This window comes from Streptomyces sp. MGP-P1, from assembly GCF_057766565.1.
This window is the reverse complement of record NZ_JBYMEM010000005.1, coordinates 1152326-1177206: the sequence shown is the minus strand read 5'-3', so window position 1 is coordinate 1177206 and position 24881 is coordinate 1152326. Positions and strand designations below refer to the sequence as shown.

The 24881-nt window shown below is 72.2% G+C and carries 18 protein-coding genes and 1 pseudogene; 9 read left to right on the top strand and 10 right to left on the bottom strand.

Annotation, left to right across the window (positions count from 1 at the left end):
* Window positions 1–362: 362 nt before the first annotated feature.
* A pseudogene (locus tag AC3CH1_RS14775) lies at window positions 363–782 on the top strand (hypothetical protein); the annotation flags it as partial.
* 308 nt (window positions 783–1090) lie between these two features.
* Window positions 1091–3118 carry an NAD(P)-binding protein gene (locus tag AC3CH1_RS14770; protein WP_488463312.1) on the top strand — a complete coding sequence of 676 codons (2028 nt, stop codon included), beginning with the start codon at window positions 1091–1093 and terminating at the stop codon, window positions 3116–3118.
* A 104-nt stretch (window positions 3119–3222) separates the two neighbouring features.
* Here AC3CH1_RS14770 and trpS read toward each other — a convergent pair whose 3' ends face one another.
* The gene (gene trpS, locus AC3CH1_RS14765) at window positions 3223–4341 is read right to left on the bottom strand and encodes a tryptophan--tRNA ligase (protein WP_488463311.1); all 1119 of its coding nucleotides are present in this window, start codon (window positions 4339–4341) and stop codon (window positions 3223–3225) included.
* 401 nt (window positions 4342–4742) lie between these two features.
* On the opposite strand from trpS, the gene AC3CH1_RS14760 reads away from it, so the two are divergent.
* From AC3CH1_RS14760 to AC3CH1_RS14745, 4 genes are all read left to right on the top strand, one after another.
* On the top strand, window positions 4743–5834 hold the full coding sequence (locus tag AC3CH1_RS14760; protein WP_488463310.1) for an LLM class flavin-dependent oxidoreductase: 1092 nt from the start codon (window positions 4743–4745) through the stop codon (window positions 5832–5834).
* A 5-nt stretch (window positions 5835–5839) separates the two neighbouring features.
* Window positions 5840–6499 carry a CE1759 family FMN reductase gene (locus AC3CH1_RS14755; protein ID WP_488463309.1) on the top strand — a complete coding sequence of 220 codons (660 nt, stop codon included), beginning with the start codon at window positions 5840–5842 and terminating at the stop codon, window positions 6497–6499.
* A 138-nt stretch (window positions 6500–6637) separates the two neighbouring features.
* Window positions 6638–7060: a universal stress protein gene (locus tag AC3CH1_RS14750; RefSeq protein WP_488463308.1), complete on the top strand. Its 423-nt coding sequence runs from the start codon at window positions 6638–6640 to the stop codon at window positions 7058–7060.
* A gap of 327 nt (window positions 7061–7387) precedes the next feature.
* Entirely contained in the window at window positions 7388–10969 is a 3582-nt protein-coding gene (locus tag AC3CH1_RS14745; protein WP_488463307.1) for an ATP-binding protein, read from the top strand.
* A gap of 24 nt (window positions 10970–10993) precedes the next feature.
* Here AC3CH1_RS14745 and AC3CH1_RS14740 read toward each other — a convergent pair whose 3' ends face one another.
* The 5 genes from AC3CH1_RS14740 to AC3CH1_RS14720 form a co-directional block, all read right to left on the bottom strand.
* Window positions 10994–12241, bottom strand: coding sequence for a MerR family DNA-binding transcriptional regulator (locus AC3CH1_RS14740; RefSeq protein WP_488463306.1), 1248 nt, complete (start codon window positions 12239–12241; stop codon window positions 10994–10996).
* 136 nt (window positions 12242–12377) lie between these two features.
* The gene (locus AC3CH1_RS14735; RefSeq protein ID WP_488463305.1) at window positions 12378–13235 is read right to left on the bottom strand and encodes an ABC transporter permease; all 858 of its coding nucleotides are present in this window, start codon (window positions 13233–13235) and stop codon (window positions 12378–12380) included.
* Window positions 13232–14203, bottom strand: a complete 972-nt coding sequence (locus AC3CH1_RS14730) for an ATP-binding cassette domain-containing protein (RefSeq protein ID WP_488463304.1) — start codon at window positions 14201–14203, stop codon at window positions 13232–13234. Before AC3CH1_RS14730 ends, AC3CH1_RS14735 begins: the two co-directional genes overlap by 4 nt.
* Before the next feature lie 58 nt (window positions 14204–14261).
* Window positions 14262–14888 (bottom strand): NADPH-dependent FMN reductase, encoded by a 627-nt coding sequence (locus AC3CH1_RS14725; protein ID WP_488463303.1) that lies wholly within the window; start codon window positions 14886–14888, stop codon window positions 14262–14264.
* 185 nt (window positions 14889–15073) lie between these two features.
* Complete coding sequence (locus AC3CH1_RS14720; protein WP_488463302.1) at window positions 15074–15481, bottom strand: hypothetical protein; 408 nt, start codon at window positions 15479–15481, stop codon at window positions 15074–15076.
* Window positions 15482–15622: 141 nt separating this feature from the next.
* On the opposite strand from AC3CH1_RS14720, the gene AC3CH1_RS14715 reads away from it, so the two are divergent.
* A complete protein-coding gene (locus AC3CH1_RS14715) occupies window positions 15623–16516 on the top strand; it encodes a hypothetical protein (RefSeq protein WP_488463301.1) in 894 nt (297 codons plus the stop codon).
* Between the two features lie 168 nt (window positions 16517–16684).
* Here the strand turns inward: AC3CH1_RS14715 and AC3CH1_RS14710 are convergent, their stop codons facing one another.
* Window positions 16685–17086 (bottom strand): RNA-binding S4 domain-containing protein, encoded by a 402-nt coding sequence (locus AC3CH1_RS14710; RefSeq protein ID WP_488463300.1) that lies wholly within the window; start codon window positions 17084–17086, stop codon window positions 16685–16687.
* A 64-nt stretch (window positions 17087–17150) separates the two neighbouring features.
* Window positions 17151–19220 (bottom strand): PhoX family protein, encoded by a 2070-nt coding sequence (locus AC3CH1_RS14705; RefSeq protein WP_488463299.1) that lies wholly within the window; start codon window positions 19218–19220, stop codon window positions 17151–17153.
* Between the two features lie 294 nt (window positions 19221–19514).
* Between AC3CH1_RS14705 and AC3CH1_RS14700 the strand changes: the two genes are divergently transcribed.
* Entirely contained in the window at window positions 19515–21095 is a 1581-nt protein-coding gene (locus AC3CH1_RS14700) for a VWA domain-containing protein (RefSeq protein WP_488463298.1), read from the top strand.
* On the opposite strand, the gene AC3CH1_RS14695 is transcribed toward AC3CH1_RS14700, so the two are convergent.
* Window positions 21029–22327 carry a sensor histidine kinase gene (locus tag AC3CH1_RS14695; protein WP_488463297.1) on the bottom strand — a complete coding sequence of 433 codons (1299 nt, stop codon included), beginning with the start codon at window positions 22325–22327 and terminating at the stop codon, window positions 21029–21031. The genes AC3CH1_RS14700 and AC3CH1_RS14695 overlap by 67 nt on opposite strands.
* Window positions 22324–23016 (bottom strand): response regulator transcription factor, encoded by a 693-nt coding sequence (locus AC3CH1_RS14690; protein WP_488463509.1) that lies wholly within the window; start codon window positions 23014–23016, stop codon window positions 22324–22326. Before AC3CH1_RS14690 ends, AC3CH1_RS14695 begins: the two co-directional genes overlap by 4 nt.
* A gap of 203 nt (window positions 23017–23219) precedes the next feature.
* Here AC3CH1_RS14690 and metG point away from each other — a divergent pair, with 203 nt between their 5' ends.
* A complete protein-coding gene (metG, locus tag AC3CH1_RS14685) occupies window positions 23220–24833 on the top strand; it encodes a methionine--tRNA ligase (RefSeq protein WP_488463296.1) in 1614 nt (537 codons plus the stop codon).
* Window positions 24834–24881 lie beyond the last annotated feature (48 nt).

Here is a 24881-nt window from a genome sequence, read left to right as displayed (position 1 = left end):
GCCGAGTTCCGGCAGTGCACTGGGCCGGTACCGGATGGCACGATCAGGTCAGCAACAACACGGGGGAAGCACGGGGGAGCAAGGGAAACGGGGCGGGACGGAAGCCCCTCCCGGAGCCCGAAGCCCGGAGCCCGGTTCCCGGGCCGTCCACGGGGGATCAGGGACGGCCCGGGAACCGGAATCCGGAATGCGGCGGCGGGAGCCCTGAGGGGGCGTCCCGGCCGCCGCGGCAGGCTCGGACAACGCCGCGGCGCCGGGCCCCGCCACCCGACCGCCGGGCGACCGATCGCCGCCCCCGTGCCGAAGGACACGGACGCGCACCGCCTCAGGGCCCGTGCGCAGAACCGCAGGGGGTGCGACCGATCGGCGAGTTCCTGAGCGCGGCACTCGGATTCCCCGCCGTCGTCTTCGGCGCCGCTCTGGTGGTCGTCGTCTGCTTCTGGCGGCTGGTGCTCGCCGGGGCCGCCGGCCACGACACCTTCGACGCGGACCTCGACACCGGCCCGGCCGGTCTCGGCGGCGTCCCCGTCCCCGTCCCCGTCCCAGTCCCCGTCTCCGTCTCCGTCTCCCTGCTGGTCGTCTTCGCCTGGTTCGGCAGCGTGACCGGCACGGTCCTGCCGCACCGGAGCGACACCGGCAGCACCACCCGCGCCGTGCTCACCATCGCCGTACTCGCCGGGTCGCCGCTCCTCGCCTGGGCGGCCGTCCGCCTCCTCGTCCACCGCTTCCGCCGGTACTTCCCGGCGGAACCTCCGCCATCGCAGCTGGACTTCGTCGGCAGCTGCCCATAAACAGCGATCGTCGGCGTCATGTCCCGTACGCCGTGGGCGAGGTCGCCCGGACCGGCAACGACGACCTGGTACGAGGGATCTCCGAATGTCTCGCGCTAGCGAGCGGCCCCCAGGGACCGGCGGGCGGACCCCAGGGCCCGGCGGGCGGCACGCATGCGGCAGCGGGAGGCACGCAGGGGCCGGTGGGAGGACCCCAGGGCCCGGCCGGCGCTCTCAACGGCCGGGCGGTTCCGAACCACCTTGCGAAGATCGCCAACTCCCAACGCTGAGCGGGGAGACCGAGCCGGAAGGATCACGGCATGCTGGGTTTCGTGCCTCCACTTCCTCAGCAGCCGGGACGCCCGCCGTCGGCCGGCCACATGATCGTCTGCGGTGACGACGCCCTGGCGCGCCGGCTCGCCGTGGAGCTGCGCTACGTCTACGGGGAACGGGTCACCCTGCTCCTGCCCCCGGGCCGGGACGCGAACAGCCCGGAGACGCCGCTGACCCAACGGGGGCGCGCGGCGGCCCTGTTCGGCCGGATGTCGGCGGCGATGAACCGCGCGGGCAACGGCAACGGGGCGGCCGGGGGCGGCAACGGAACGGCCGGGGGCGGCAGTGGCGACACCAACGCCGGGGTCGAGGCCGTCCGCATCATGGAGGCCCCCGAACCGTCCGACGACGTACTGGAGGAGGCGGGCGTCGACCGGGCCGCCGCCCTCGCGCTCGTCTACGACGACGACGAGCGCAACATCCGCGCCGCCCTGACCGCCCGCCGCCTCAACCCCCGTCTGCGGCTGGTGATCCGGCTCTACAACCGCAAGCTCGGGCTCCATCTGGAGGAGCTGCTCGACCAGGCGGCGGCCGTCGCCATGCCCGGCATCGACCCGGCGCTGCTGGACGCCTCCACCACCGTCCTGTCCGACGCCGACACCGCCGCCCCGGCCCTCGCCGCCACCGCCCTCACCGGCAGCAGCAAGATCATCCAGGCCGAGGGGCTGCTCCTGCGCGCCGCCGAACGCCCGCCGCCGAGCCCCGGCGAGACGGCCGACCCCGGCCTGTGCACCCTCGCCCTGCTCTCCTCCACCACCAACGACCCGGCGGGCGCGGAGGGTTCGGACAGCAGTGGCGACGAGGCCCCGCAACTGCTGCCCGACGAGAGCGCCGTCGCCGCCGCGACCGGCCGGGGCACGGTGGTCCTCGAAGCGGTCAGCCGGGCCGACCCGGCCCGTCCGGCCACCCGGATGGGCGGCAGGGGCGCCCCGCTCTCGCAGGTCTTCTCCCGCAGGCTGCGCTGGTCGGCCCTCGGCGTCGCGGCCGCCGCACTCGCCCTGGTGATCGCCTCGGTCCTGACCACCAAGGACACCGCGATCCACTCCACCTACCTGACCCTGCTCGACCTGCTGGGCATGAACGACCCGGCGGAGAAAGCGCCGCCGGCCCGCCAGATCATCCAGCTCCTCTCCGGCATCGCCGGGCTGCTCCTGCTCCCGCTGCTGCTCGCCGCCGTGCTGGAGGCGTTCGGCACCCTGCGCACCGCCTCCTCGCTGCGCCGCCCACCGCGCGGTCTGTTGGGGCACGTGGTGCTGCTGGGGCTCGGCAAGATCGGCACGCGCGTCCTCGTACAGCTCCGCGAACTCGACGTCCCCGTGGTCGTCGTCGAGGAGGACCCCAACGCGCGCGGCATCCCGCTGGCGCGCTCCCTGCACGTGCCGACCGTCATCGGCGACGTCACCCAGGAAGGCGTCCTGGAGGCGGCCAAGATCCGCCGTGCCCGCGCCCTCCTCGCCCTCACCAGCATCGACACCACGAACCTGGAAGCGGCGCTGTACGCCCGCTCGGTGAAGCCGGACCTCAGGGTCGCGCTGCGGCTGTACGACGACGAGTTCGCCACCGCCGTCTACCGCACCCTGCGCACCGCGCACCCCGGGGCCCTGACCCGCTCCCGCTCCGTCTCCCACCTGGCCGCCCCGGCCTTCGCCGGCGCCATGATGGGCCGCCAGATCCTCGGCGCGATCCCGGTCGAGCGCAAGGTCATGCTGTTCGCGGCCCTGGAGGTGGCGGGGCACCCGCAGCTGGAGGGTCACACGGTCGAGCAGGCCTTCCGCGCGGGCGCCTGGCGGGTCCTGGCCATCGACGCCACCCCGCCGGCCGACCGGACCCCGGACCTCGCCGCGATCCCGCCGTACGGCCTGGAGGGCGACGCGGCCGCCCCGCCCTCCGGCCTGGTCTGGGACCTGCACCCCGGCTACCTCCTGCGCGCCACGGACCGGGTGGTGATCGCCGCCACCCGCCGGGGGCTCGCGGAGCTGCTGCGACGGCAGCGGACGGTGGCCCCGAGACGGTAGGAGCCCCGGGCCGGCAGGGGGCGGCGGGGGACGTCGGGCGGCAGGGGCCCGACGCCGCCCGGCTACCAGGACCCGGAACCCGGCTACCGGCACCCGGTAACCGGCTACCGGAACGCGCCCATCGCCTCCCGTACCTCGTCCAGCGTGGCCTCCGCCAGTGCGTTCGCCCGCTCGTTGCCCGCGCGGAGCACCGACCGTACGTACGTCAGGTCCTTCGCGTACTCCGCCCGCCGGGCCCGGAACGGGGCCAGATGGCCGTTGACCGCGTCGGTCACCGTCCGCTTGAGAGCGGCGGCTCCGCCGTCACCGATTCCCGCCGCGACCTCGTGCGGGTCCCGCTCCAGGCAGAGGGCGGCCAGCAGCACCAGGGACGAGACGTTGGGGCGGGCGTCGGGGTCGTAGGTGATGTGCCGGTCGGCGTCCGTGGTCGCGCCCTTGATGAGCCGGGCCGTCTCGTCGGCGGTGGCGCCGAGCGGGACGGAGTTGGCCCGGCTCTTGCTCATCTTCGTACCGTCCGTGCCGAGCAGCAGGGGCGCGGCGGAGAGCATGATGTCCGGTTCCTGGAAGACGTCGCCGTACCGCTCGTTGAAGCGGCGGGCGATCGTCCGGGTGACCTCCAGGTGGGGCGCCTGGTCCCGGCCGACCGGAACGAGGTTTCCCTTGCAGGACAGGATGTCGGCGGCCTGGTGGACCGGGTAGGTGAGCATCAGCCCGCTGACCGTGGACTGCCGTGAGTGCGTGATCTCGTCCTTGACCGTGGGGTTGCGGTTCAGCTCCGCGACGGAGACGAGGCTGAGGAAGGGCAGCATGAGCTGGTTGAGCGCGGGGACGGCGCTGTGGCAGAAAACGGTGGACCGGGCGGGGTCGATACCGAGGGCCAGATAGTCCAGGAGCAGCCCGTCGGTGTACTCCCCCAGCCGCTCCGCGGTGTCCCGGTCGGTGATCACCTGGTAGTCGGGGATGAGGACCAGGACGTCCACGCCGAGGTTCTGGAGGCAGACCCGGTTGAGCAGGGAGCCGAAGTAGTGGCCGAGGTGGAGGGGCCCGGTGGGGCGGTCCCCGGTGAGGACCCGGAAGCTGCCGGGGTCCTGCGCGATGCGGCGCTCGAGCTCGGTGCTGTGGGGCTCGGTGCTGTAGAGCTCGTGGCTGTGGAGCGGCTCGGCGCTCCGGGGCTCGGAGCTGTGGGGCTCGGAGCTGTGGGGCTCGGCGGTGGTCGTGCTCATGGTGGGTGTCTCTCCTCGCGTGAGTGATACGTGAGGGACGGCCCCGCCGGTGAGCGCCGCTGCGCTTCGTCTCCGTGTCCGCGCCGTACGAGAACGCTTTACGGGGGCAGCGAAAAGGGCCGTCCATATCGAACGGCCCTGGTTCCGTGCAGATGCGGTGGCCGCTCCTAGGAGGAGCGCCACCAGTTTCGGCACAGGACGGAGGTCATGGGCCGAGTGTAGCGGCCATGGGCGGTACGGAGGAGAGGGGCGCGGGGCCGCGGGGAAACAGGCAGGAATAGGCAGGAGGGGGGTCCCGTTGTAGGGTGTAGTTCAACGTTCAACCAAATCGGTCAGGGCTTCGAGACAGAGCTTCGGAACGGAGCTCGGAACCACGGCCGGCACTCAGGAAGGCGGACGCCATGCAGTTCGGGATCTTCACCGTCGGGGACGTCACGACCGACCCGACCACCGGCCGGACCCCCACCGAGAACGAGCGGATCAAGGCGACCCTGGCCATCGCGCAGAAGGTCGAGGAGGTCGGTCTGGACGTCTTCGCGACCGGTGAGCACCACAACCCGCCGTTCGTCCCGTCCTCCCCGACGACCACCCTCGGCTACATCGCCGCCCGCACCGAGAACCTGATCCTGTCCACGTCCACCACGCTGATCACCACCAACGACCCGGTGAAGATCGCCGAGGACTACGCCACCCTCCAGCACCTCGCGGACGGCCGCGTCGACCTGATGATGGGCCGGGGCAACACCGGGCCGGTCTACCCCTGGTTCGGCAAGGACATCCGCCAGGGCATCCCGATGGCGATCGAGAACTACGCCCTGCTGCACAAGCTGTGGCGCGAGGACGTCGTGGACTGGGAGGGCAAGTTCCGTACGCCGCTCCAGTCCTTCACCGCCACCCCGCGCCCGCTGGACGGCGTCCCGCCGTTCGTCTGGCACGGCTCCATCCGCTCCCCCGAGATCGCCGAGCAGGCCGCTTACTACGGCGACGGCTTCTTCCACAACAACATCTTCTGGCCCATGGAGCACACGAGGAAGATGGTCGACCTCTACCGGCGCCGCTACGCCCACTACGGGCACGGCACCGCCGACCAGGCCATCGTCGGACTCGGCGGTCAGGTGTTCATGCGCAAGAACTCGCAGGACGCGGTACGGGAGTTCCGCCCGTACTTCGACAACGCGCCGGTCTACGGCCACGGCCCCTCCCTGGAGGACTTCACTCGTGAGACCCCGCTGACCGTGGGCTCCCCGCAGGAGGTCATCGAGCGGACGCTGGGGTTCCGGGACGCGGTCGGCGACTACCAGCGCCAGCTGTTCCTGATGGACCACGCGGGGCTCCCGCTGAAGACGGTCCTGGAGCAGCTCGACATCCTCGGCGAGGAAGTCGTGCCGGTGCTGCGCAAGGAGTTCGCCAACCTGCGGCCGGCCGGAGTGCCGGAGTCCGCGCCCGTCCACCCGGCGGTCGCCGCCGCCCGAGCCTCTGGAAAGGAGGGCTGACCCCGATGTTCGCCACCACCCCCCTGCGCATCGTCGCCGTCTCGGCCGGGCTCAGCCAGCCGTCCTCCACCCGGCTGCTGGCCGACCGGCTGGCCGCCGCCGCCCGCGAGCGCCTCGCGGCCGAGCAGGACCGGAACGTCGAGGTCCAGGTCATCGAGGTCCGCGACCTCGCCGTGGACATCGCCCACCACCTGCTCAGCGGCTTCCCCTCGGCCACGCTGCGGGAAGCGATCGACGCGGTGACGGAGGCCGACGGGCTGATCGCCGTGACGCCGGTGTTCACCGCCTCGTACTCCGGCCTGTTCAAGTTGTTCTTCGACCTGATCGACAACACCGCGCTGACCGGCAAGCCCGTGGTGATCGCCGCGACGGGCGGGACGGCCCGGCACTCGCTGGTCCTGGAGCACGCGCTGCGCCCGCTCTTCGCCTATCTGCGGGCCGTCACCGTGCCCACCTCCGTCTACGCGGCCTCGGAGGACTGGGGCTCCTCGGGCGACGAGTACACCGAGGGCCTGCCGTCCCGGATCCGGCGCGCCGGCGGCGAGCTGGCCTCCGCGGTCCTGGGCCGTACGGTCTCCGGCGCCTCCCGGGCCCCGGGCCTGGACGACGGGGAGGACGCGGTCGTCCCGTTCGAGCAGCAGCTCGCGGACCTGCGGCTGGACTGATGCCGTGGGGGTGGTTCACCCCGAACCGCCCCCGCTTGTCCGATGTGACTACAGTGAGATCGAACGCTGTACAAGCGGGACAGAACAGACCGCACCGTAGGGACTCACCGGGCTGTACCGAGCTGGAAGCAGGCAGATATGGGCAGGATCGTTGTGGGCGTCGACGGCTCCGACTCCTCGATCAAGGCGCTGCACTGGGCGGTGCGCCAGGCCGAGCTGACCGGCGCCTCGGTGGAGGCCGTGAACAGCTGGGAGTACCCCGCCACCAGCTGGGCGTCGATGATGCCGGGCATGCCGGAGGACTTCGACCCGCAGGCCCTGGCCACCGTCTCCCTCACCGAGGCGCTGGAGGAGGCCCTCGGCGCCGAGGGGGCCGCCGCGGTCACCAAGGTCGTGGTCATCGGCAATCCGGCCCAGGCCCTGCTCGACCGCACCCAGGGCGCCGACCTGCTCGTCGTGGGAGCCCGCGGCCACACCGGCCTGAAGGCCACCCTGCTCGGCTCGGTCAGCCTCCACGTCACCCAGCACGCGCCGTGCCCGGTGACGGTCGTACGCGACTGAGACGTCTCCCCGGCCGTACGCGTCCGAGCCGCACCTCCGGCCGCACACGACCAGGCCGTACCTCCGACCGTTACGCGCCGCACCTCCGGCCGCACACGACCAGGCCGTACCTCCGACCGTTACGCGTCCGAGCAGCACCTCCGGCCGTAAGCGACCGAGCCGCACCTCCGCCCGTACGTGTCCGAGCCGACTCAGCGGTCGCAGGCGTCCGAGCCCACTCAGCGGTCGCAGGCGTCCGAGCCGACTCAGCGGCCGTACGCGTCCGAGCCGTCCCCCCGGTCAGGAGACGGAGGGGCCGTTGTCAGTGGCTACTCCTATCGTGTGGTCATGACCCCTGCTCTCTTCGGGCGCGACCACCCCGCAGGCGTTCTCCGCTCGGAGATCGCCCGGGCCACGGGCAGCCACGGCGGTCTCGTGCTGGTCACCGGCGAGGCCGGAATCGGCAAGAGCACGCTCGTCACCGACGCCGCCCACGAGGCACGGCGGCGCGGAGCGCTGGTGGTCGGAGGCTCCTGCTGGGACTCGGACAACACCCCCGGCTACTGGCCCTGGGTCCAGATCCTGCGCGGCCTGCGCCGGTCCGCCACCGTAGCCGAGTGGGCAGCGGCCCAGGAGGCGTCGGACGGCCGGCTCGCCGCGCTCCTCGGCGACCCGGTCAGGGTCGCCATGGGCGGTACGGACGGCCCCAGCATGCCTCCGGCTCCGGCTCCGGGACCTCCCCCGGGCGCCGCCGGTGGTCCGGGCCCCGACGGGGCGCACGGCGGCGGGCCCGGCGCGGAAACGGGCACGACCCCGCCGGGCGACGGTTCGCCGGAGGGGGCCGAGGCCTTCGGACTCTTCGACGCGGTGACCACGGCCCTCGTCACGGTCTCCCAGAGCCGGCCGCTGGTGGTCGTCCTCGACGATCTGCACAGCGCCGACCCGGCCTCCCTGCGCCTGCTCGAATTCGCCGCCCAGCACGCCTGGTTCGAGCGGCTGCTGCTGATCGGCACCTACCGGGACGTCGAGGTGGAGGCCCCCGGGCACCCGCTCCAGCAGCTGATCCTGCCGCTGGTCTCGCGCGCCGCCGCGACCCTCACCCTGACCGGCCTCGGCCGGGACGAAGTGGGGGCGCTGATGACGGTGACGACGGGCCGCGAGCCCACACCGCGGCTGGTCGACGAGGTCCACCGGCGCACCGGCGGCAACCCCTTCTTCGTCGAGCAGACCGCCCGGCTCTGGCACAGCGGGAGCCCGGTGTCCACCATTCCGCCCGGCGTGCGGGAAGCGGTCCGCCGGCGGCTCGCCCTGCTGCCCGAGCCCGTCGTCTCCCTGCTGACCAGCGCCGCCCTGCTCGGCCGGGAATTCGGCCGTCAGGTCCTGGCCGTGGTGCACAGCGCGCCGGTCCCCCACGTGGACCGGCTGCTGGAGCCCGCCGTCGTCGCCCGTGTCGTCGTCCCCCGCCCCTCCGGGCAGTACGCCTTCGCCCACGACCTGCTGCGCGAGACGCTGTACGCCTCGCTGGACGAGGCCGAGGGCCGTGAACGCCACGCCGCCGCCGTACGGTCCCTGGACGCGCACGGCGGCCTCGACGACGCGGTACGGCCCGGCGACCTCGCCCGGCACGCCCACCTCGCCGGCGAGGCCCTGGACCGCGACCGCCGGATCGACCTCCTGCTGGCGGCCGCCCGGGACGCCTCGGGACGCCTCGCCGACGAGGAGGCCTTCGGCCACTACCGACGGGCCCTCGCGGTGGCCGGGGCGGACCCGGCGGGTGCGGAGGGCCGGAGTCCGGACCTCCGGCGTGCCGCGCTGATCGGTCTCGACCTCGCAGGACAGCTCCGGCACGCGGGGGAGACGGCCGAGGCGGAGCGGCTGCTGGACCGGTCGGTCGCCCTGGCCCGGGAGCTGGGCGAACCGGAACTGCTGGCCCGGGTGGCGATCACCATCCACCGGGACGGGTCCTTCGGCGGCCACGGCGGGGCCACGATGGGCCTCCTCGCCGAGGCACACCGCGGGATCACCGGCAAGGAGGGCCAGGAGGGGCTCTCCGACGACCGGCTCGCCCAGGAACTGGCCATCCACATCATGGCGCTGGCCCGGAGCGGCTCGGACGACGAGGCGCTCGCCTTCTCGCTCTGGGCGCGCCACGACTCCGTGTGGGGTCTCGGCTCGGCGGTGGAGCGGCTCGGGCTGACCGACGAGATGACCGTCGTCGGCCGGCGCACCCAGCACCAGGACATGGAACTGAACGCGACGTCCATGCGCTGGGTGACGCTGCTGGAGCTGGGCGACCCGGCCTTCCTCGACCAGTACCGGGCGTTCGTCCGGCTCGCCGAGCTGACCGAGCTGCCCCGGTTCGCCCTCGGGGTCGCCGTCGACACCAGCCTGATCGCCTCCCTGCAGGGCCGGTTCGCCGAGGCGTCCACCGCGCTGGAGGACGACGCGCTCAACCAGGAGAACAGCGACCACGCTTCCTTCGGCTTCATGGGGTACCACCTGCGCTGGGCGATGCACCTGCTCCGGGGCCACTTCGCCGAGGCCGAGGAGACCCTCGGCGAGCTCCCGGGCTCCGGGTATCCCTATCCCGGGCTGCTGGAAGCGGTCACCGCGGCGGAGCAGGGCGACGCCGCTCCCGCGCTGCGCCTGCTCGCCGAGCACGCGGACCGCGCCGCACCCTATCCGCGGGCGTTCATGCCGCTGTGGCTCCGGCTGCTGGCCCAGACGGCCGCGATCACGCGCGACCCGCGGCTCATCACCCGCGCGGAGGACGAGCTGACGCCCTACACGGGCCAGTGGGTCGTCTCGCTGTACGGGTGCGACATCGCCGGCCCCGTCGACCTTTGGCTCGGGATGCTCGCCGCCGCGCGCGACGACCAGGACGCGGCGGTGGCAGCGCTCACCGAGGCCGCCGCCTCATCGGACCGCCTCGGCGCCCGCCCCTGGGCCGTACGCGCCCGGCTGTGCCTGGCCCGCTCCCTGCTCGCCCGCGCCGACGCGGCCGGAGCCGGGACAGCCGGTGACGGAGCAGCTGATGCCGGGGCAGCTGGTGACGCCGGGCAGGCCCATCGGCTCCTCGGTGAAGTGGAGCGGGAAGCAGGCGAATTGGCCCTGGCCCACATGGAGGCCGAGGCCGCGGCCCTCCGCACGGCCCCGCCCACCACGGCCCCCACCGCTGCCACCGCTACCGCGATCGACGCCTCCACCGGCCCCCGCCCAGCCACCCTCACCACCACCGCTTCCGGTCCCGCCGCCCCGCAGGCCCTGGACCTGGGCCAGGACCAGGGCCAAGGCCAGGACCAAGGCCAAGGCCAAGGCCAGGTCGCGGCCCCGGGCCCGGGCCGGGGCACGGCCGGCTCGTCGGCGGCGGCCCGGGCGGTGCCGTCCGCCGAGTTCCGGCGGAACGGGCCGGTGTGGCAGCTGCGTTGGGCCGAGGTGACCGTGCACGTCCCGGACGCCAAGGGCCTGCGGGACCTGCACAGTCTGCTGGGGCTGCCCGGCGCCGACGTCCCGGCCGCCCGGCTCCTCGCGCCCGAGGGCGGGGACCTCGTGATCGCCGCCGGGCAGCTCGGCGGCGATCCGGTGCTCGACGAGGAGGCCAAGCGCCGCTACAAGGAACACCTGGCCCGGCTGGACGCCGAGATAGACCGAGCCGCCGCCCGGGACGACGCCCGGGGGGTCGAGAAATACGACCGGGAGCGGCAGGCCCTCCTCGACGAGCTCCGCACCGCGGCCGGACTCGGCGGCCGGACCCGCCGACTGGGCGACCAGACCGAGCGGGCCCGCAAGACGGTCACCGCCCGGATCCGCGACACCCTGCGGAAGCTGGACACCCTGCACCCCGCGCTGGCAGCCCATCTGAAGGCCTCCGTGACGACCGGGACCACCTGCGCCTACCGTCCCGAGCACACCCCCGACTGGCGACTCTGACCCGCGCCGCTACGCCTTGCGCGGCTACTCCTCTTCGCCGCTACTCCTCCGCTCCTCGACGGCGTCGGCGACGACGCACGCCACGTTGTCGGGTCCGCCCGCCTCGCGGGCCAGGCCGACCAACCGGCGTACGGCCTCCTCCGGGTCCTCCGCCGCGATGACCGCGGCCCTCAGCTCCGCCTCGTCCACCACTGCGGACAGCCCGTCCGAACAGAGCAGATAGCGGTCCCCGGCCATCACCTCCCGCAAGCTGACGTCGGGGCGGCTCGCCACGGCCACCGGGGCGGACCGCGCCTCCCCGACCAGCGCCTTCAGCAGCAGCGCAGGCGCCGGGTGGGAAGCGGCCTCCTCCCTGCCCAGCGAACCGTCATCGATCATCGACTGGACCAGGCTGTGGTCATGTGTGATCCGGAACAGCTCCCCGCCCCGCAGCAGATAGGCCCGCGAGTCCCCGATGTGCACGAGCCCGAGCCGCGATCCGGTCCACAGCATCGCGGTGAGCGTGGTCCCCGAACCGTCCGGGGCCGCGCAGGACGCGACCGCGTCCCGGACCGCCCGCGAAGCGGAATCCGCCGTGTCCTCCAGGGCGTTCAGCAGATCCGCCGCGGACAGCGCACCCTCCCGGGCGCCCCACGCGGAGGGCTTGAGCGCCTCGATCGCCGCCACACTCGCCTCGGCCCCGCCCTCCCCGAAACCATCGGCGACCGCCAGCAGCCGTGGCCCCGCGAACGCCACGTCCTGGTTCGCCGTACGCACCGCCCCGGTATCGGTCAGCGCCGCACACCGGATCACGAGCGGCACCGCCCCCACACTGCCACCTGTGACTCCTGTGATTCCTGTGCTGCCCGCACTCTCCGTGTTGCCCGTGTTGCCCGCGTTGCCCGATATCCGTGACATGGCCCTGCCCTCCGCTGACAGATGGTCGACGAGGTACATCGCCAGATCGCGCCGGGCCGCCGTCTCGGCCTCCACCCGCGCCCAGTAGGTCCGGATCTCCACGGCCGCGGTGCCCGCGTCGAGCGCCACGACCCGGCCGATCCGGCTCAGGGGCATGCCGATCCTGCGCAACCACGCCACGAGCCGGGCCCCCTCCGCCTGCGCCGGGTCGTAGTACCGGTAACCGTTCACCGGGTCGACCAAGGCGGGCCGGAGCAAGCCCATCTCGTCGTAGCGCCGGAGCGCCTTGGCGGAGAGGCGGGACAACCGGGCGAACTCCCCGATCGTCACCAGCTCTCCGCTCGCGGCGCCCACCGCGCGGCCTTCGCGTTCCACCCCGTACCTCCTCGTACCGGGCGCCTTTCGCCCGGCCCCACGGATCCTGGGGCTTCCCCTGCGGGGAAGGTCAAGGGCGCACGCGGCGGAGGCGTCCGAGACGCACGGGCAGGCGAACCTGCCCGTGCGTCGCGGGTCACTTCCGGTTGTAGAGCCGCATCGTCACCGCACCGAACACCACCAGGAGCACCCCGGACCAGCCCAGCGTCCAGGCGATGTCGGAGGCCGGCCAGTTGCCCTGCATCAGCTCACGCACCGCCGTGCCGAGGTGGGTGACCGGGCTGTTGTTCACGAAGACCTGGAGCCAGCCCGGCATCGTCTTCGGGTCGACGAAGACATTGCTGAGGAACGTCAGCGGGAAGATCACCATCATGCTGACGCCCATCACCGACTTCTCGGAGCGCAGCAGCAGCCCGAACATGGTCCAGATCCAGGAGAACGAGAACGAGAACACGACCAGCAGAGCGACACCGGCCAGCACACCGAGCACACCGCCGTCCGGACGGAACCCGATGATCATGCCGACGGCGAGCATCACCGCCGACGCCAGCAGATAGCGCAGGACGTCGCCGAGCAGATAGCCGACCATCGGAGCGGGCCGCCAGATCGGCAGCGTGCGGAACCGGTCGAAGACGCCCTTGGCGATGTCCGTGTTCACCGCGATACCCGTGTACATCGTGATCATCACGACGCTCATCACCATGATGCCGGGCAGCAGGAACTGGATGTACTCCTCCGTGGAGCCGGCCAGTGCCCCTCCGAAGAGGTACGTGTACATCAGGACCAACATGATCGGGAAAGCCGTCACGTCGAAGAGCTGTTCCGGCACGTGTTTGATCTTCAGCATGGCGCGCCAGCCGAAGGTCATCGATGCCGACAGGGCGCTGGGCCTCGGTGGGCGCTCCTGGCCCACCAGGAGCGCCGAGAGGCGTTCCTGGTCCGGCGCGGCGAGCTCGACGCCCTCCAGCTCCGTCTTGGCGGTCGCGGTGCTCATGCCGCCACTCCCTTCTTGTCCGTGAGTGCGAGGAAGACCTCGTCGAGGCTGGGCTGTCCCAGCGAGAAGTTGTCGACCGTGATGCCGCGACGGGCCAGTTCGGCCAGGGCACGCCCGGCCTGCTCCGCGGCCCCCTGCTCGGTGCTCTGCCCGTCGACCCGGGCGGTCAGCGCCACCGGGTCCGCGTCCAGCTGGATCTCCGCGTTCAGCGCGAGCGCCAGCACCTGCTGCGCCTCGGCCCGCTGTTCGGCGTCCCGCAGCCGCAGATGGACGGTGCCTGCGCCGACGGACGCCTTGAGCTCGCCCTTCGTTCCCTCGGCGATGACCTTGCCGTGGTCGATCACCGCGATCCGGGAGGCCAGCTGGTCGGCCTCGTCCAGATACTGGGTGGTCAGCAGGACCGTGGTGCCGTGGGCGACGACCGCCCGCACGATGTCCCACACCTGGTTGCGGCTGCGGGGGTCGAGTCCGGTGGTCGGCTCGTCCAGGAACAGCACGTCCGGGGTGTTCAGGATAGACGCGGCGATGTCGATGCGCCGCCGCATGCCTCCCGAGTAGTTCTTCACCTGCTTGCCCGCCGCCTCGCTCAGCCCGAATCCTTCGAGCAGCTGGGTCGCCCGGTCGTGGGCCGCCGGCTTGGAGTGGCCGAGCAGCCGGGCGAGCAGGACGAGGTTCTCCGCCCCGGTCAGGTCCTCGTCCACCGAGGCGTACTGCCCGGTCAGGCTGACCCGGCTGCGGACCGCGTCGGCTTCCTTCACGACGTCCTTGCCGAACACCCGGGCCGTGCCGCCGTCGGGGCGCAGCAGGGTCGCGAGCATGCGGACGGCGGTGGTCTTCCCGGCGCCGTTGGGTCCGAGGACGCCGTAGACGGTGCCGGTGGGGACGGCGAGGTCGATGCCGTCCACCGCACGGTTGTCGCCGAAGACCTTCACCAGCCCCGTGGTCTCGATGGCCAGTTCAGTGCTCATGATCCATTCCTTGTCGGTCGTCGGAGGAGGTCGGTGATCCGCGTCTGGTTCCGGGAGCTCAGGAGACGTACGGGCGGACGGCGCGCGCCTCGCGCAGGGCCCAGCCCCACCAGCCCAGCTGGTCGAGCATCAGCCCCACGGACCGGTCCCGGCCGCTGTCACCGGGGTGCCCCTCCAGCGGCTGCCGGAGGAAGTCGAGCGCGACCCCGTTCCTCAGGGTCACCGTGTGCAGCTCGGTGAAGACCGTCCTCAGCTGCTCCACGGCGTACAGCCCGGCGGAACCGTGGCCGTAGCTCACGAACGCGACCGGCTTGGTCTGCCACTCCTCGTAGGCGAAGTCGATGGCCTGCTTCAGGGAGGCGGGGAACGAGCGGTTGTACTCGGGGGTGACCACGACGAAGGCCTCGGCCCTGGCGATCTCCTCGGTGAACTCCGTCATCTGCTCGGTCGCCCGCCCGGGATAGTGCACGGGGAAGTCGTAGTCGGCGAGATCCAGCACGGCGAGGTCCAGCTCGCTCCGGTCCTGGGCCCGCTCCATGAACCAGCGACCGACCGCATCGCCGATGCGGCCCTCGCGGGTGCTGCCGATGATCACCGCGACACGCAGGGGGAAGCTGCCTCCCGCGCCCCGACGCCCGTCGGTGCTCTCGTCCGCGCTCGCACCGGTGCTTCCGTCCGTCGTCATCACTCGCTCCTCCTCCCGCGACCTCCGCCGCCTCCCGGACCTCCGGGGCCTCTCGTCCGGCCCGGCCCGTTCCGCTCCCTCACCTCTTGGGCGCCAGACGCGGGGGCGCGGCCGCCAGATTGAATCTGGCGGCCGCGCACGCGGTCGGAGAGGACCGGAACCCTGTCCTGGACGGCGGACGGGATTCAGGTCTCCCGCGTGTAGAAGGCGTAGAACGAGACGCAGAGGACTCCCGCCCCGACCACCAGACCCAGAACGGTCGACCTCAGCACGCTGGTGTCGGTGAGGCTCACCAGGAAGCCGATGGCGCACGCGGTCAGCGCGCCGTACGCCGCTGCCCGCAGTTCGCGCGGCAGCGAGCGCTGGATCCGACCCAGCGCGAAGCAGAGGACCGCCAGAGCGACACCGGAGACGAGCCCCAGCAGGACCTGCCCGCCGGTGCTGGGACCGCCGTCGCGGCGGATGAACGCCGCGTAGAAGCCGTAGGCCAGGCCGAGCGCCAGGGGCAGTGCCCAGGCGAGCGGGGTGTGGTGGCGGGGCCGCGCATGGGCGCGGGAACCGCTTCGGCCGGGCATGGCTGCGTGTGTGGCCATCGCGGACAGCTCCTTCCGTCGCCCCCGTCGCACGCCCCCGTTGCTCCCCGTTCCTCCAGAGCACACCCGACCGCGCCGCCCGGCAACTCGAATGGCGTACGGCTGGGAGCGGCTCGGCCCCGTACGGGATTCCCTGGAGGGGTGCGGACCTCTCCCTCGGCGATCCCGGCGTCCACCGCGGCCTTCTCGGCGCTCCTGCTCGTTCTGCTCGCCGTCCTCGTGCCGCTGAGCGCGCTCTCCGCCTGGGTCGATCTGGAGATCGACGACACCGACCGGTACGTCGCCGCCGTGTCGCCGCTCTCCTCCGACCCAGCGGTGCGGAGCACCGTCGCGGACCTGGTCACCGAGGAGGCGATGCGGCAGATCGACCTCGGCCCGCTCCAGGACACGGTCCGCGAGTTCCTGCACGAGACCGTGCGGTCGTTCACCACCACCGAGGCCTTCCGGAACGCCTGGGACACCGCGAACCGGACCGCCCACAAGGCCGTGGCAGCCGCCCTGGACGGCGACAGCGGGGAGGCCGTGACGATCGATCTGGCTCCGGTGATCGATCAGGTCAAACAGGATCTGGTCCGTGACGGCGTGCCGTTCGCCGACCAGATCCCGGTCGAGCGGACGGAGATCACCGTGCTCGGCCCCGGTCAGGCCGACGACCTCAGAAGCTCGTTCCGCTGGCTCCGCTACTGCAGCATCTGGCCGGCCGTCGCCACGCTGGTGTTCCTCGTCCTGGTGGTGGGCATCGCCACCGTACGGCGTGGGCTGCGGGCCGGACTGTGGGCCACCGCGACCGTGGGCGCCGGGTTCGTGCTCGGTGCGATCGTGCTCCGGGTGCTGGTCGCGGTCGGCCGGAGCCGGGTGCTGGACGAGGTGCCGGAGAGCGAGCGGGACGCGGCCGCCGCCGTGGTCGACGCTCTGACCGCCTCCCTGCGGACCACGGCGTGGGCGGTGCTGGCGGTCGGTGCGGTCCTGCTCGTGGGTGCGGTGCTGGCCCGGGTGCTCCTGCGGAGCAGACGGGCCGCGGCCGAAACGCGGTGAGACGGCGCCGGCGACCAGAGCTGACCAGGGCCGGCCCCGGGGCGCGCGTGGGCAGAGGGCCCGGGCGCACGTGGGTAGAGGTCCGGGGTGCGCGTGGGCAGAGGGCCCCGGGGGTGCGCGTGGGGCGGCTGTGCCGGTGTTTCACGTGAAACACACCGGGTGGGTGCCTCAGCGCTCCGGCGGCTGCCCCTGAAGGCGTTCCATCTCCCGGCGGTCGCGCTTGGTCGGACGGCCCGTGCCCCGGTCCCGTACAGGGACCTGGATGGCGATCTCGCGGGGCGGCGGGGGCGGACTGTTGTCGACGAAGCACTCCACGGCCACCGGCGGGCCGACCCGCTTCTTCACGATCTTCGAGACGACGACCACCCGGTCCCGCCCCGCGTGCCGGAGCCGCACCTCGTCGCCGACGCGCACGGCCTGGGCGGGCTTGGCCCGCTCACCGCCGACCTTCACATGTCCCGCCCGGCAGGCGGCGGCCGCTTGGGCACGGGTCTTCGTCAGCCGGACCGACCAGATCCACACGTCGACCCGGACGCTTCCCTCCGCCTGCGGCACATCACCGGAAACCATGGGTCCGACTGTAGTGCGGAGCGGTGGTGGGCGGGCGGCAATATAGCCGCCCGCCCAGCGGGCCTCACACGCCGATGTCGCGCCCGTCCCTGCGCCAGACGGCGACGACCGAGGGCCGGACGATCTTGCCCGGGCCGTCGGGCCAGACGCTCGCCGGCTTCTCGACGGAAGCCCCGTCGATCTCGCCCGGGTGCTGGACCGCGACCAGGACCCGGCGGTCCTGGATGACCGGACCGCAGGTCTCGGCCCCGGCCGGGACGGTCAGGAACTGCTTCAGCTCGCCACGCCGGTCACCCTGGGTCGCCACGCCGAACAGGCCGTCGTGCGAGTCGAGCTTGTTGCCGTCCGTGGAGATCCACAGGTTGCCGTGGTCGTCGAACGCCACGTTGTCCGGGCAGGAGATGGGGCTGACGTTCTCCTTGGGGAAGCCGGCGAAGTACGTCGACGGGTCGTCCGGGTCGCCCGCCACGAGGAACAGCCGCCAGGCGAATCCGTCACTCGCCGGGTCGTCCCAGTTCTCCGCGAGCTCCAGGATCTGCCCGTGCTTGTTGTCGTTGCGCGGGTTCGCCTCGTCCGCAGCGGCCTTGCCCGCCTTGCCACGGTCCGTGTTGTTGGTGAGCGCCACGTACACCCGGCCGGTGCGCGGCGAGGGCTCGACGTCCTCGGGGCGGTCCATCTTGGTCGCGCCGACCTTGTCACCGGCGAGGCGCGTGTAGACGTACACCTCGTCGGCGGTCATGCCGGGCACATGCGACGTGGTGCCGGTGGCCAACGGGATCCAGACACCGCTGCCGTCGAACTCCCCGTCGCCCGGCAGCTTTCCGGTGCCGTCGATCTCGGTGACCGGCGAGTCGCCGCTCAGCTTGGCGACGTACAGGGTGCCCTCGTCCAGCAGCGTCAGGTTGTGCTCGCGGGCTGCCCGCGAGTTGCCCTTCTTCATCCGCTTGCTGGAGACGAACTTGTAGAGGTAATCGAACTTCTCGTCGTCGCCCATGTAGACGACCGGACGGCCGTCGGAGGTGAGCCGGGGCTGTGCCGCCTCGTGCTTGAAGCGGCCCAGCGCGGTCCGCTTGCGCGGGGTGGAGTCCGGGTCGTACGGGTCGAGTTCGACGACCCAGCCGAAGCGGTTGGCCTCGTTGGGCTCCTTCGCCAGGTCGAACCGCCGGTCGAACCGCTCCCACTTGCGCTCGGAGGCGCTCGTGCCGATCCCGTACCGCTTGTGCATGTCGGTGGTGCCGTTGGCGAAGTACTGGTTGAAGTTCTCCTCGCCGTGCAGCGTGGTGCCCCACGGAGTGGTGCCGCCGGCGCAGTTGTTGAGGGTCCCGAGCACCTTGCGGCCGGACCGGTCCGCCGAGGTGCGCAGCAGGGTGCTGCCCGCGGCCGGGCCCGTCATGCGGAACTCGCTGGTCGCGGTCAGACGGCGGTTCAACGGGTGCCGGTTGACCGGACCCAGCCTGCCGGTGCGGTGCTCCTCCTGGACGACGACCACGGAGAGTCCGTGCGCCGCCCAGGCGATCTCCACCTGCTCACGGGTCGGGTTGGCCGGATCGTAGCCGCGGAACATGAGGATCTCGTCCGTGTACTCATGGTTCGCGACCAGGACCTGCCGGCCGCGCTCGCCGCGCAGCGGGAGCAGGGAGAGGAAGTCGTTGTTGTAGCCGAACTGGCCGGCCTGGGCCTTCGCCGTCTGCTTGTCCGGGTTGAAGGCGGGCGCGCCGCGCAGGATCGGCTCGCCCCAGCGGATCACCACGTTCTGGGCGTATCCGTCGGGGATGGTGACCTTGTCGTCCTTGTTGGGCGCGACCGGAGAGAACCGCAGGCCACGCGCACCGGACGGGGCCGGTTTGTGGGGGTGGCCCGGTTTGTGCCCGTGTCCGGCGAGCGCGGCGGCCTCGGCCTGCGGGGCGCTCGGGCCGGTCAGGACCGCGGTGCCGGCGGCGGTGGCGACGGTGACCACGGCGGCGGCGCGCATCATCGAGCGGCGCGACACGGCACCGGCGATGATGTCGCCGGCGTACTCGTTGTCGCTGTTGTTGGGCGTCTCCTTGAAGCAGGCGTCCCCACAGCGGAAGCGGCAGGTCAGCGCGGAACGCCCACCGGGATGCGAGCTGATGAACGGCAGCAGGTTGCGCACGTGGATTCCCTCCGTCTGGTGTCGTGCGTGACGGTATGTGTGCCCCCACGCGGTCCGAGGGACTCCCGGTGAACGGGGGGTGAAGTCCGGGCCACCGCTGTTCCCTCGGGGGGCCGGTGGTGGACACCGTCGTGGACTCGGTCCGGGAACGGTTTCGGCTCGGTTGACGCAGGGGTGGGCCGCACCGGCGAACGGCCGGATCCGGCCGCTAACCTTACGTATCCGTCCTGGCCAGGGATGAATTCACCCAGGTCGGACATTCACCGCACCCAACTCATGCGAAAGGCCTCGCCCATGGGCATTCGGAGCTTGCTGCGTAAGGTGTTCGGCCGCACGGAGCAGGACGAGCCGACCACGGCCACCGTCCCGCCCCAGGCCGAGCGCGTTCAGCCCAAGGAGACGGCGACGGAGACCACTTCGGCGGCCGAACCCGCGGCGGAGCCGAAGGCGTCGATCCCGGCCCCGGCCTCGCCCTCGTCCCCCATCTCGTCCTCCACGCCCTCCGCGTCCGCCACGGAGACGCCGTCCACCGCGTCCACGGCTTCCCGCGCCACCGACTCCACGGAGCGTGACGACTCGCCGGCCTCCGACCTGGTGGCGGAGGCCTTCGACAAGGCGGCAGCCGCGCCGTCGCCGACCGTCCCCGCGCAGAAGTCGGCCCCGGAAGACGCACCGAAGGCGGCGAAGCCCGAGGCACCGGTGACCGCCGAGGAGCCCGTCGAGCCCGAGGCCCCGGTGGCCGCCGAGGAGCCCGCCAAGGCCGAGGAGCCCGAGTCGACGCCGGAGCCGATCACGATCGACTTCGACCTCGACGAAACCCCGGTGCCCGCACCGGAGCCGCAGGCGAAGCCGGAACCGGCAGCGAAGGCGGAGGCAGAAGCGAAGGCTGAAGCGGAAACAGAGACGAAGGCGGAAGCGGAAGCCACCCCGGAAGCAGCGGAGGCAAAGACCCCTGAGACCGCCCCCGAGGCGCCTCAGGCCGCCCCTGAGGCACCCGAGGCCCCTCAGGCACCCAAGACCTCAGTGGCTCCGGCACCCACCGAGGCCCCGGAGACCGCAGAGACGCCGGCCGTCGCAGCGGCCCCGGCGGCCCCTGCCACCCCGGAGCCCGACGCCACCGCATCCGAACCCGTCGTCGCCACCCCGGAGCCGGTCGCCGCCACCGCGCCGGAGGCCGCCCCCGGCAAGCCCGCCACCCCGCTCGCGCGGGTCAAGTCGCGTGCTCCGCAGCTCGTCGCCCCGTACAAGGCGGCGCAGACGGCGCTCAAGGCGCACGGGCTGACCGGGCTCCGCGCCCGCGTCTATCTGGTGCTCGACCGCTCCGGCTCGATGCGGCCGTTCTACAAGGACGGCAGCGCCCAGCACCTGGGCGACCGGACACTCGCGCTCGCCGCGCACCTGGACGAGGACGCCACCGTGCCGGTCGTCTTCTTCTCGACGGACATCGACGGCACCGGGTCCATCGAACTCTCCGGCCACGAGGGCCGCGTCGACGAGCTGCACGCGGGCCTCGGTCGCCTGGGCCGGACGCACTACGAACGTGCGGTCGAGGAGATCGTCGCGCACTACGAGAAGACGGAGGCCACCGGTCCGGCTCTCGTGATCTTCCAGACGGACGGCCCCCCGGACGCCAAGCAGGCCGCCCGGCAGGCCCTCACGGAGGCGGCGCGGCTGCCGCTGTTCTTCCAGTTCGTCGCCTTCGGCGAGCAGGACGCGAAGGGCTTCGACTTCCTGCGGAAGCTCGACGCCCCGAACACCGGCTTCTTCCACGCGGGCCCCGCGCCCCGCGAGGTCGCGGACGCCGAGCTCTACCGCGAGATCCTCGCCGGACTGCCGGCCTGGACCGCCGGGCGCGCGGGCGGCTCCGAGGCCTGATCGACCGGCAGCCGTACGGTCACGGCGAGACCGCCGCCCTCCGGGCCCGGTATCGCCGTGACCGTACCGCCGTGGGCCACCGCGATCGACCGGACGATCGAAAGACCGAGGCCCGACCCCGGGCCCATCCGGTCCCGGCCCTCGCCTCGTCGGAACGGCTCGAAGAACCCCGCGATATCGGCCTCCGAGACCACCGGCCCGGTATTGCGCACCAGCAGGGCCCCCTCCCCGGTCAGCGAGACCTCCACCGAGCCGCCCGGCACGTTGTACGTGACCGCGTTGGCGAGCAGATTCGCCACCAACTGGGCGAGCAGCAGCCGGTTGCCGCGTACGGAACAGGCGGCCACCACGACGTTCACCGCCGGCCCGCGGCCCGGCCCCGGGCCCTCCGGTCCTCCGCACTCCGGGGCGCCGGTCGCGCCCCGTACCGCCGGACGGCGGGCCGCCTCCTCCTTGACCACGTGGTCGAGACGGACCGCCTCGCGCTCGTCCGCTGCCAGTCCCCGTTCGCTGCGGGCCAGCACGAGCAGCCCTTCGATGAGCCGCTCGCTGCGCCGGTTGGTGTCCAGCAGGGTCTGCCGGGTGCGTACGAGGTCCTCGGGGGACGGATCGTCCAGGCCGACCTGGATCGCGGCGCGCTGGGTGGCCAGCGGGGTCCTCAGCTCGTGCGAGGCGTTCGCGATGAATCTCTGCTGGCTGTCGAACGCCTTCTCCAGCCGTGCCAGCAGGGCGTCCAGCGTCTCGCCCAACTCCTTGAGCTCGTCGTCGGGCCCGGTGGGCGCCATGCGCTCGTGCAGGGTGTGCGCGGAGAGCCGACGAGCCTTCTCGGTCATGTCGTGGACGGGGCGCAGCACCCGCCCGGCGGTCCACCAGCCCACCGCGACCGCGCAGCCCGTCATCACGAGCAGGGCGGCGATCGACCAGTACAGGAGCTGCTGCCCCGCCGCGTTGCTGACGTTGTCGGTGAGGTCGTAGACCGTGGGCGGCCCCAGGTGCCGACGGGAGATCAGCGGGCCGTTCACCGCGTAGCCGGGCTGGGCGACGGCGGCGGACGAGGCGATGGAGCGTGCCTCGGTCTCCGTGCCGGCGCGGGAGGCCAGGTTGACGGTGGCCAGCAGCGCGGTGCCGAGCACCAGGAAGACCCCGCCGTACACGAGGGCGATCCGGGTCCGGATCGTCGAGTGCGGCAGCTTCGAGGCGTCCACCAGCCGCCGCAGGGACGGCCGCTTCACAGGGCGTACCCGACGCCCTGCACGGTGCGGATCAGCGCGGGCTCGCCGAGCTTGGCGCGGAGCTTGCTCATACAGACGCGCACGGCGCCCGTATGGGGCCTCCCCTGCTCGAACGGCAGTTGAGAGCTTGGGGAAGGGTCGGCGTTGGCGTCCCAGGCCCGCTCCAGCAGCTCTTCGGCGCTGACCGTGCCGCCGTCTGCCTCCAGGAGCAGTTGCAGCACGGTGAACTCCTTCGGTGAGAGGTCCAGGTCCCGGCCGTCGCGGAGCGCGGAGCGCCGTACGGTGTCGAGGCTGATGCCGTGGCGCTCCAGCTGGGGCGGTACGGGTCTGGCGCTGCGGCGGCGCAGGGCGCGTACCCGGGAGACCAGCTCGGGGAACTCGAACGGCTTGGCCACGTAGTCGTCGGCCCCCAGATCGAGCCCGGCGACCCGGTCCTCCATGGTGCCGGAGGCGGTCAGCATCAGGATCCGGGTGCGGGAGCCGGAGGCGACCAGCCGGCGGGCCACGTCGTCGCCGTGCACCCGGGGGAGGTCGCGGTCGAGCACGACGACGTCGTAGTCGTGCAGGCCGAGATAGGCGAGGGCCGCGTCCCCGCTGTACACCGTGTCGACCGCGAAGCCGGCGCGGCGCAGTCCGGTGGCGACCAGCTCCGCGAGGATCTCCTCGTCCTCGGCGACCAGTACCCGCATGGTGATGTCCCCTGCCTCGTGCACGCTTGTCCGCTCCCTCCCAGGATGCGACTCTCCTACGGGAACCATTACGGGAACGGATGTTTCGCAAAGCTCTCCACCGAATGCGCCGGGCCCTCCAACGGAGGCCGCCGCTCCGCCCGCGCGGGGTCCCCCGTTTATCGATGTGAGTGGATCTTGATCTGGCCGTTAGGATTTCGACCATGGCGGCCACTGGATCCGAGAAGCAGGGGGCGAAGGCGTACTACGTCTCGACCCCCATCTACTACGTCAACGACGCTCCTCACCTGGGCCACGCCTACACGACCGTCGCAGGCGACGTGCTCACGCGCTGGCATCGCCAGCGCGGCGAGAAGGTGTGGTACCTCACCGGCACGGACGAGCACGGTCAGAAGATCATGCGCACGGCCGAGGCGAACGACGTCACGCCGCAGGCCTGGTGCGACAAGCTCGTCGAGGAGGCGTGGAAGCCCCTCTGGGAGCACCTCAACATCGCCAACGACGACTTCATCCGGACGACGGAGAAGCGGCACACCGACCGTGTGCAGGAGTTCGTGCAGGACCTGTACGACAAGGACGAGATCTACAAGGGCGGGTACGAGGGCCCGTACTGCGTGGGTTGCGAGGAGTACAAGCTCCCCGGCGATCTGATCGACGGCGAGGGCGAGTTCGCCGGGCAGAAGCTCTGCCCGATCCACAAGAAGCCGGTGGAGCTGCTCAAGGAGGAGAACTACTTCTTCAAGCTGAGCGAGTACGGCCCGAAGCTGCTGGAGTTCTACGCGGCGAACCCCGGCTTCATCCAGCCCGAGTCGGCGCGCAACGAGGTCGTGAACTTCGTCGAGCAGGGTCTCCAGGACCTGTCGATCTCGCGCTCGACGTTCGACTGGGGCGTCCCGGTTCCGTGGGACGACAAGCACGTCATCTACGTGTGGATCGACGCGCTGCTCAACTACGCGACGGCCGTGGGCTACGGCGCGAACCAGGAGAAGTTCGACGGTACGTTCCCGGCGGACGTGCACCTGATCGGCAAGGACATCCTCCGCTTCCACTCGGTGATCTGGCCCGCGATGCTGATGGCGCAGGGCCTGCCGCTGCCCGGCAAGGTCGTCGCCAACGGCTGGCTGATGGTCGGCGGCGAGAAGATGTCCAAGTCCAACCTGACCGGCATCAAGCCGCAGGACCTGACCTCGCACTTCGGCGTGGACGCGTACCGCTGGTACTTCCTGCGGGCCATCGCGTACGGCAGCGACGGGTCGTTCTCCTGGGAGGACTTCACCGCCCGTTACACCTCCGAGCTGGCCAACGACTACGGCAACCTCGCCTCGCGGGTCGCGGCGATGGTCGGCAAGTACTTCGGCGGTGCCCTGCCGGAGGCGACGGCCGCCGGTGACGCCGAGCGGGCCGTGCGGGAGGGCCTGGCGAAGGCCGTGGCGACCGCCGACCGGAAGATCGGTGAGGAGCTGGACTTCCAGTCCGGCATCCTGGCGGTCTTCGACTTCGTGAAGCAGGTCAACGGCTACATCACGGAGCAGGAGCCGTGGAAGGTGGCCAAGGACACCAGCCCTGAGGGCCAGGCCCGCCTGGCGACCATCCTGTACACGGCCGCCGAGTCCCTGCGCGGGGTCGCGGTCCTGCTCAACCCGGTGATGCCGGAGACCTCGCAGAGGCTCTGGGAGTCCCTGGGCGCCGAGGAGTCCCTGGGCGCGCTGGCCGACCAGAGGGTCCAGGACGCGGGCGCCTGGGGCGTACTGCCCGTAGGCGCGACGGTGACGAAGGGCGCGGTGCTGTTCCCGCGCCTGGAGGAGAAGCCGGCGTAACGCTTGCTTACGCGCGAGGAGCCCGGGACCGTGAACAACGGTCCCGGG

Coding starts and splice junctions, on each gene's coding strand:
- AC3CH1_RS14770 (WP_488463312.1), top strand. CDS start 1,091: ATGCTGGGTTTCGTGCCTCCACTTCCTCAGCAGCCGGGACGCCCGCCG.
- trpS (WP_488463311.1), bottom strand. CDS start 4,341: ATGAGCACGACCACCGCCGAGCCCCACAGCTCCGAGCCCCACAGCTCC.
- AC3CH1_RS14760 (WP_488463310.1), top strand. CDS start 4,743: ATGCAGTTCGGGATCTTCACCGTCGGGGACGTCACGACCGACCCGACC.
- AC3CH1_RS14755 (WP_488463309.1), top strand. CDS start 5,840: ATGTTCGCCACCACCCCCCTGCGCATCGTCGCCGTCTCGGCCGGGCTC.
- AC3CH1_RS14750 (WP_488463308.1), top strand. CDS start 6,638: ATGGGCAGGATCGTTGTGGGCGTCGACGGCTCCGACTCCTCGATCAAG.
- AC3CH1_RS14745 (WP_488463307.1), top strand. CDS start 7,388: ATGACCCCTGCTCTCTTCGGGCGCGACCACCCCGCAGGCGTTCTCCGC.
- AC3CH1_RS14735 (WP_488463305.1), bottom strand. CDS start 13,235: ATGAGCACCGCGACCGCCAAGACGGAGCTGGAGGGCGTCGAGCTCGCC.
- AC3CH1_RS14730 (WP_488463304.1), bottom strand. CDS start 14,203: ATGAGCACTGAACTGGCCATCGAGACCACGGGGCTGGTGAAGGTCTTC.
- AC3CH1_RS14725 (WP_488463303.1), bottom strand. CDS start 14,888: ATGACGACGGACGGAAGCACCGGTGCGAGCGCGGACGAGAGCACCGAC.
- AC3CH1_RS14720 (WP_488463302.1), bottom strand. CDS start 15,481: ATGGCCACACACGCAGCCATGCCCGGCCGAAGCGGTTCCCGCGCCCAT.
- AC3CH1_RS14710 (WP_488463300.1), bottom strand. CDS start 17,086: ATGGTTTCCGGTGATGTGCCGCAGGCGGAGGGAAGCGTCCGGGTCGAC.
- AC3CH1_RS14700 (WP_488463298.1), top strand. CDS start 19,515: ATGGGCATTCGGAGCTTGCTGCGTAAGGTGTTCGGCCGCACGGAGCAG.
- AC3CH1_RS14690 (WP_488463509.1), bottom strand. CDS start 23,016: ATGCGGGTACTGGTCGCCGAGGACGAGGAGATCCTCGCGGAGCTGGTC.
- metG (WP_488463296.1), top strand. CDS start 23,220: ATGGCGGCCACTGGATCCGAGAAGCAGGGGGCGAAGGCGTACTACGTC.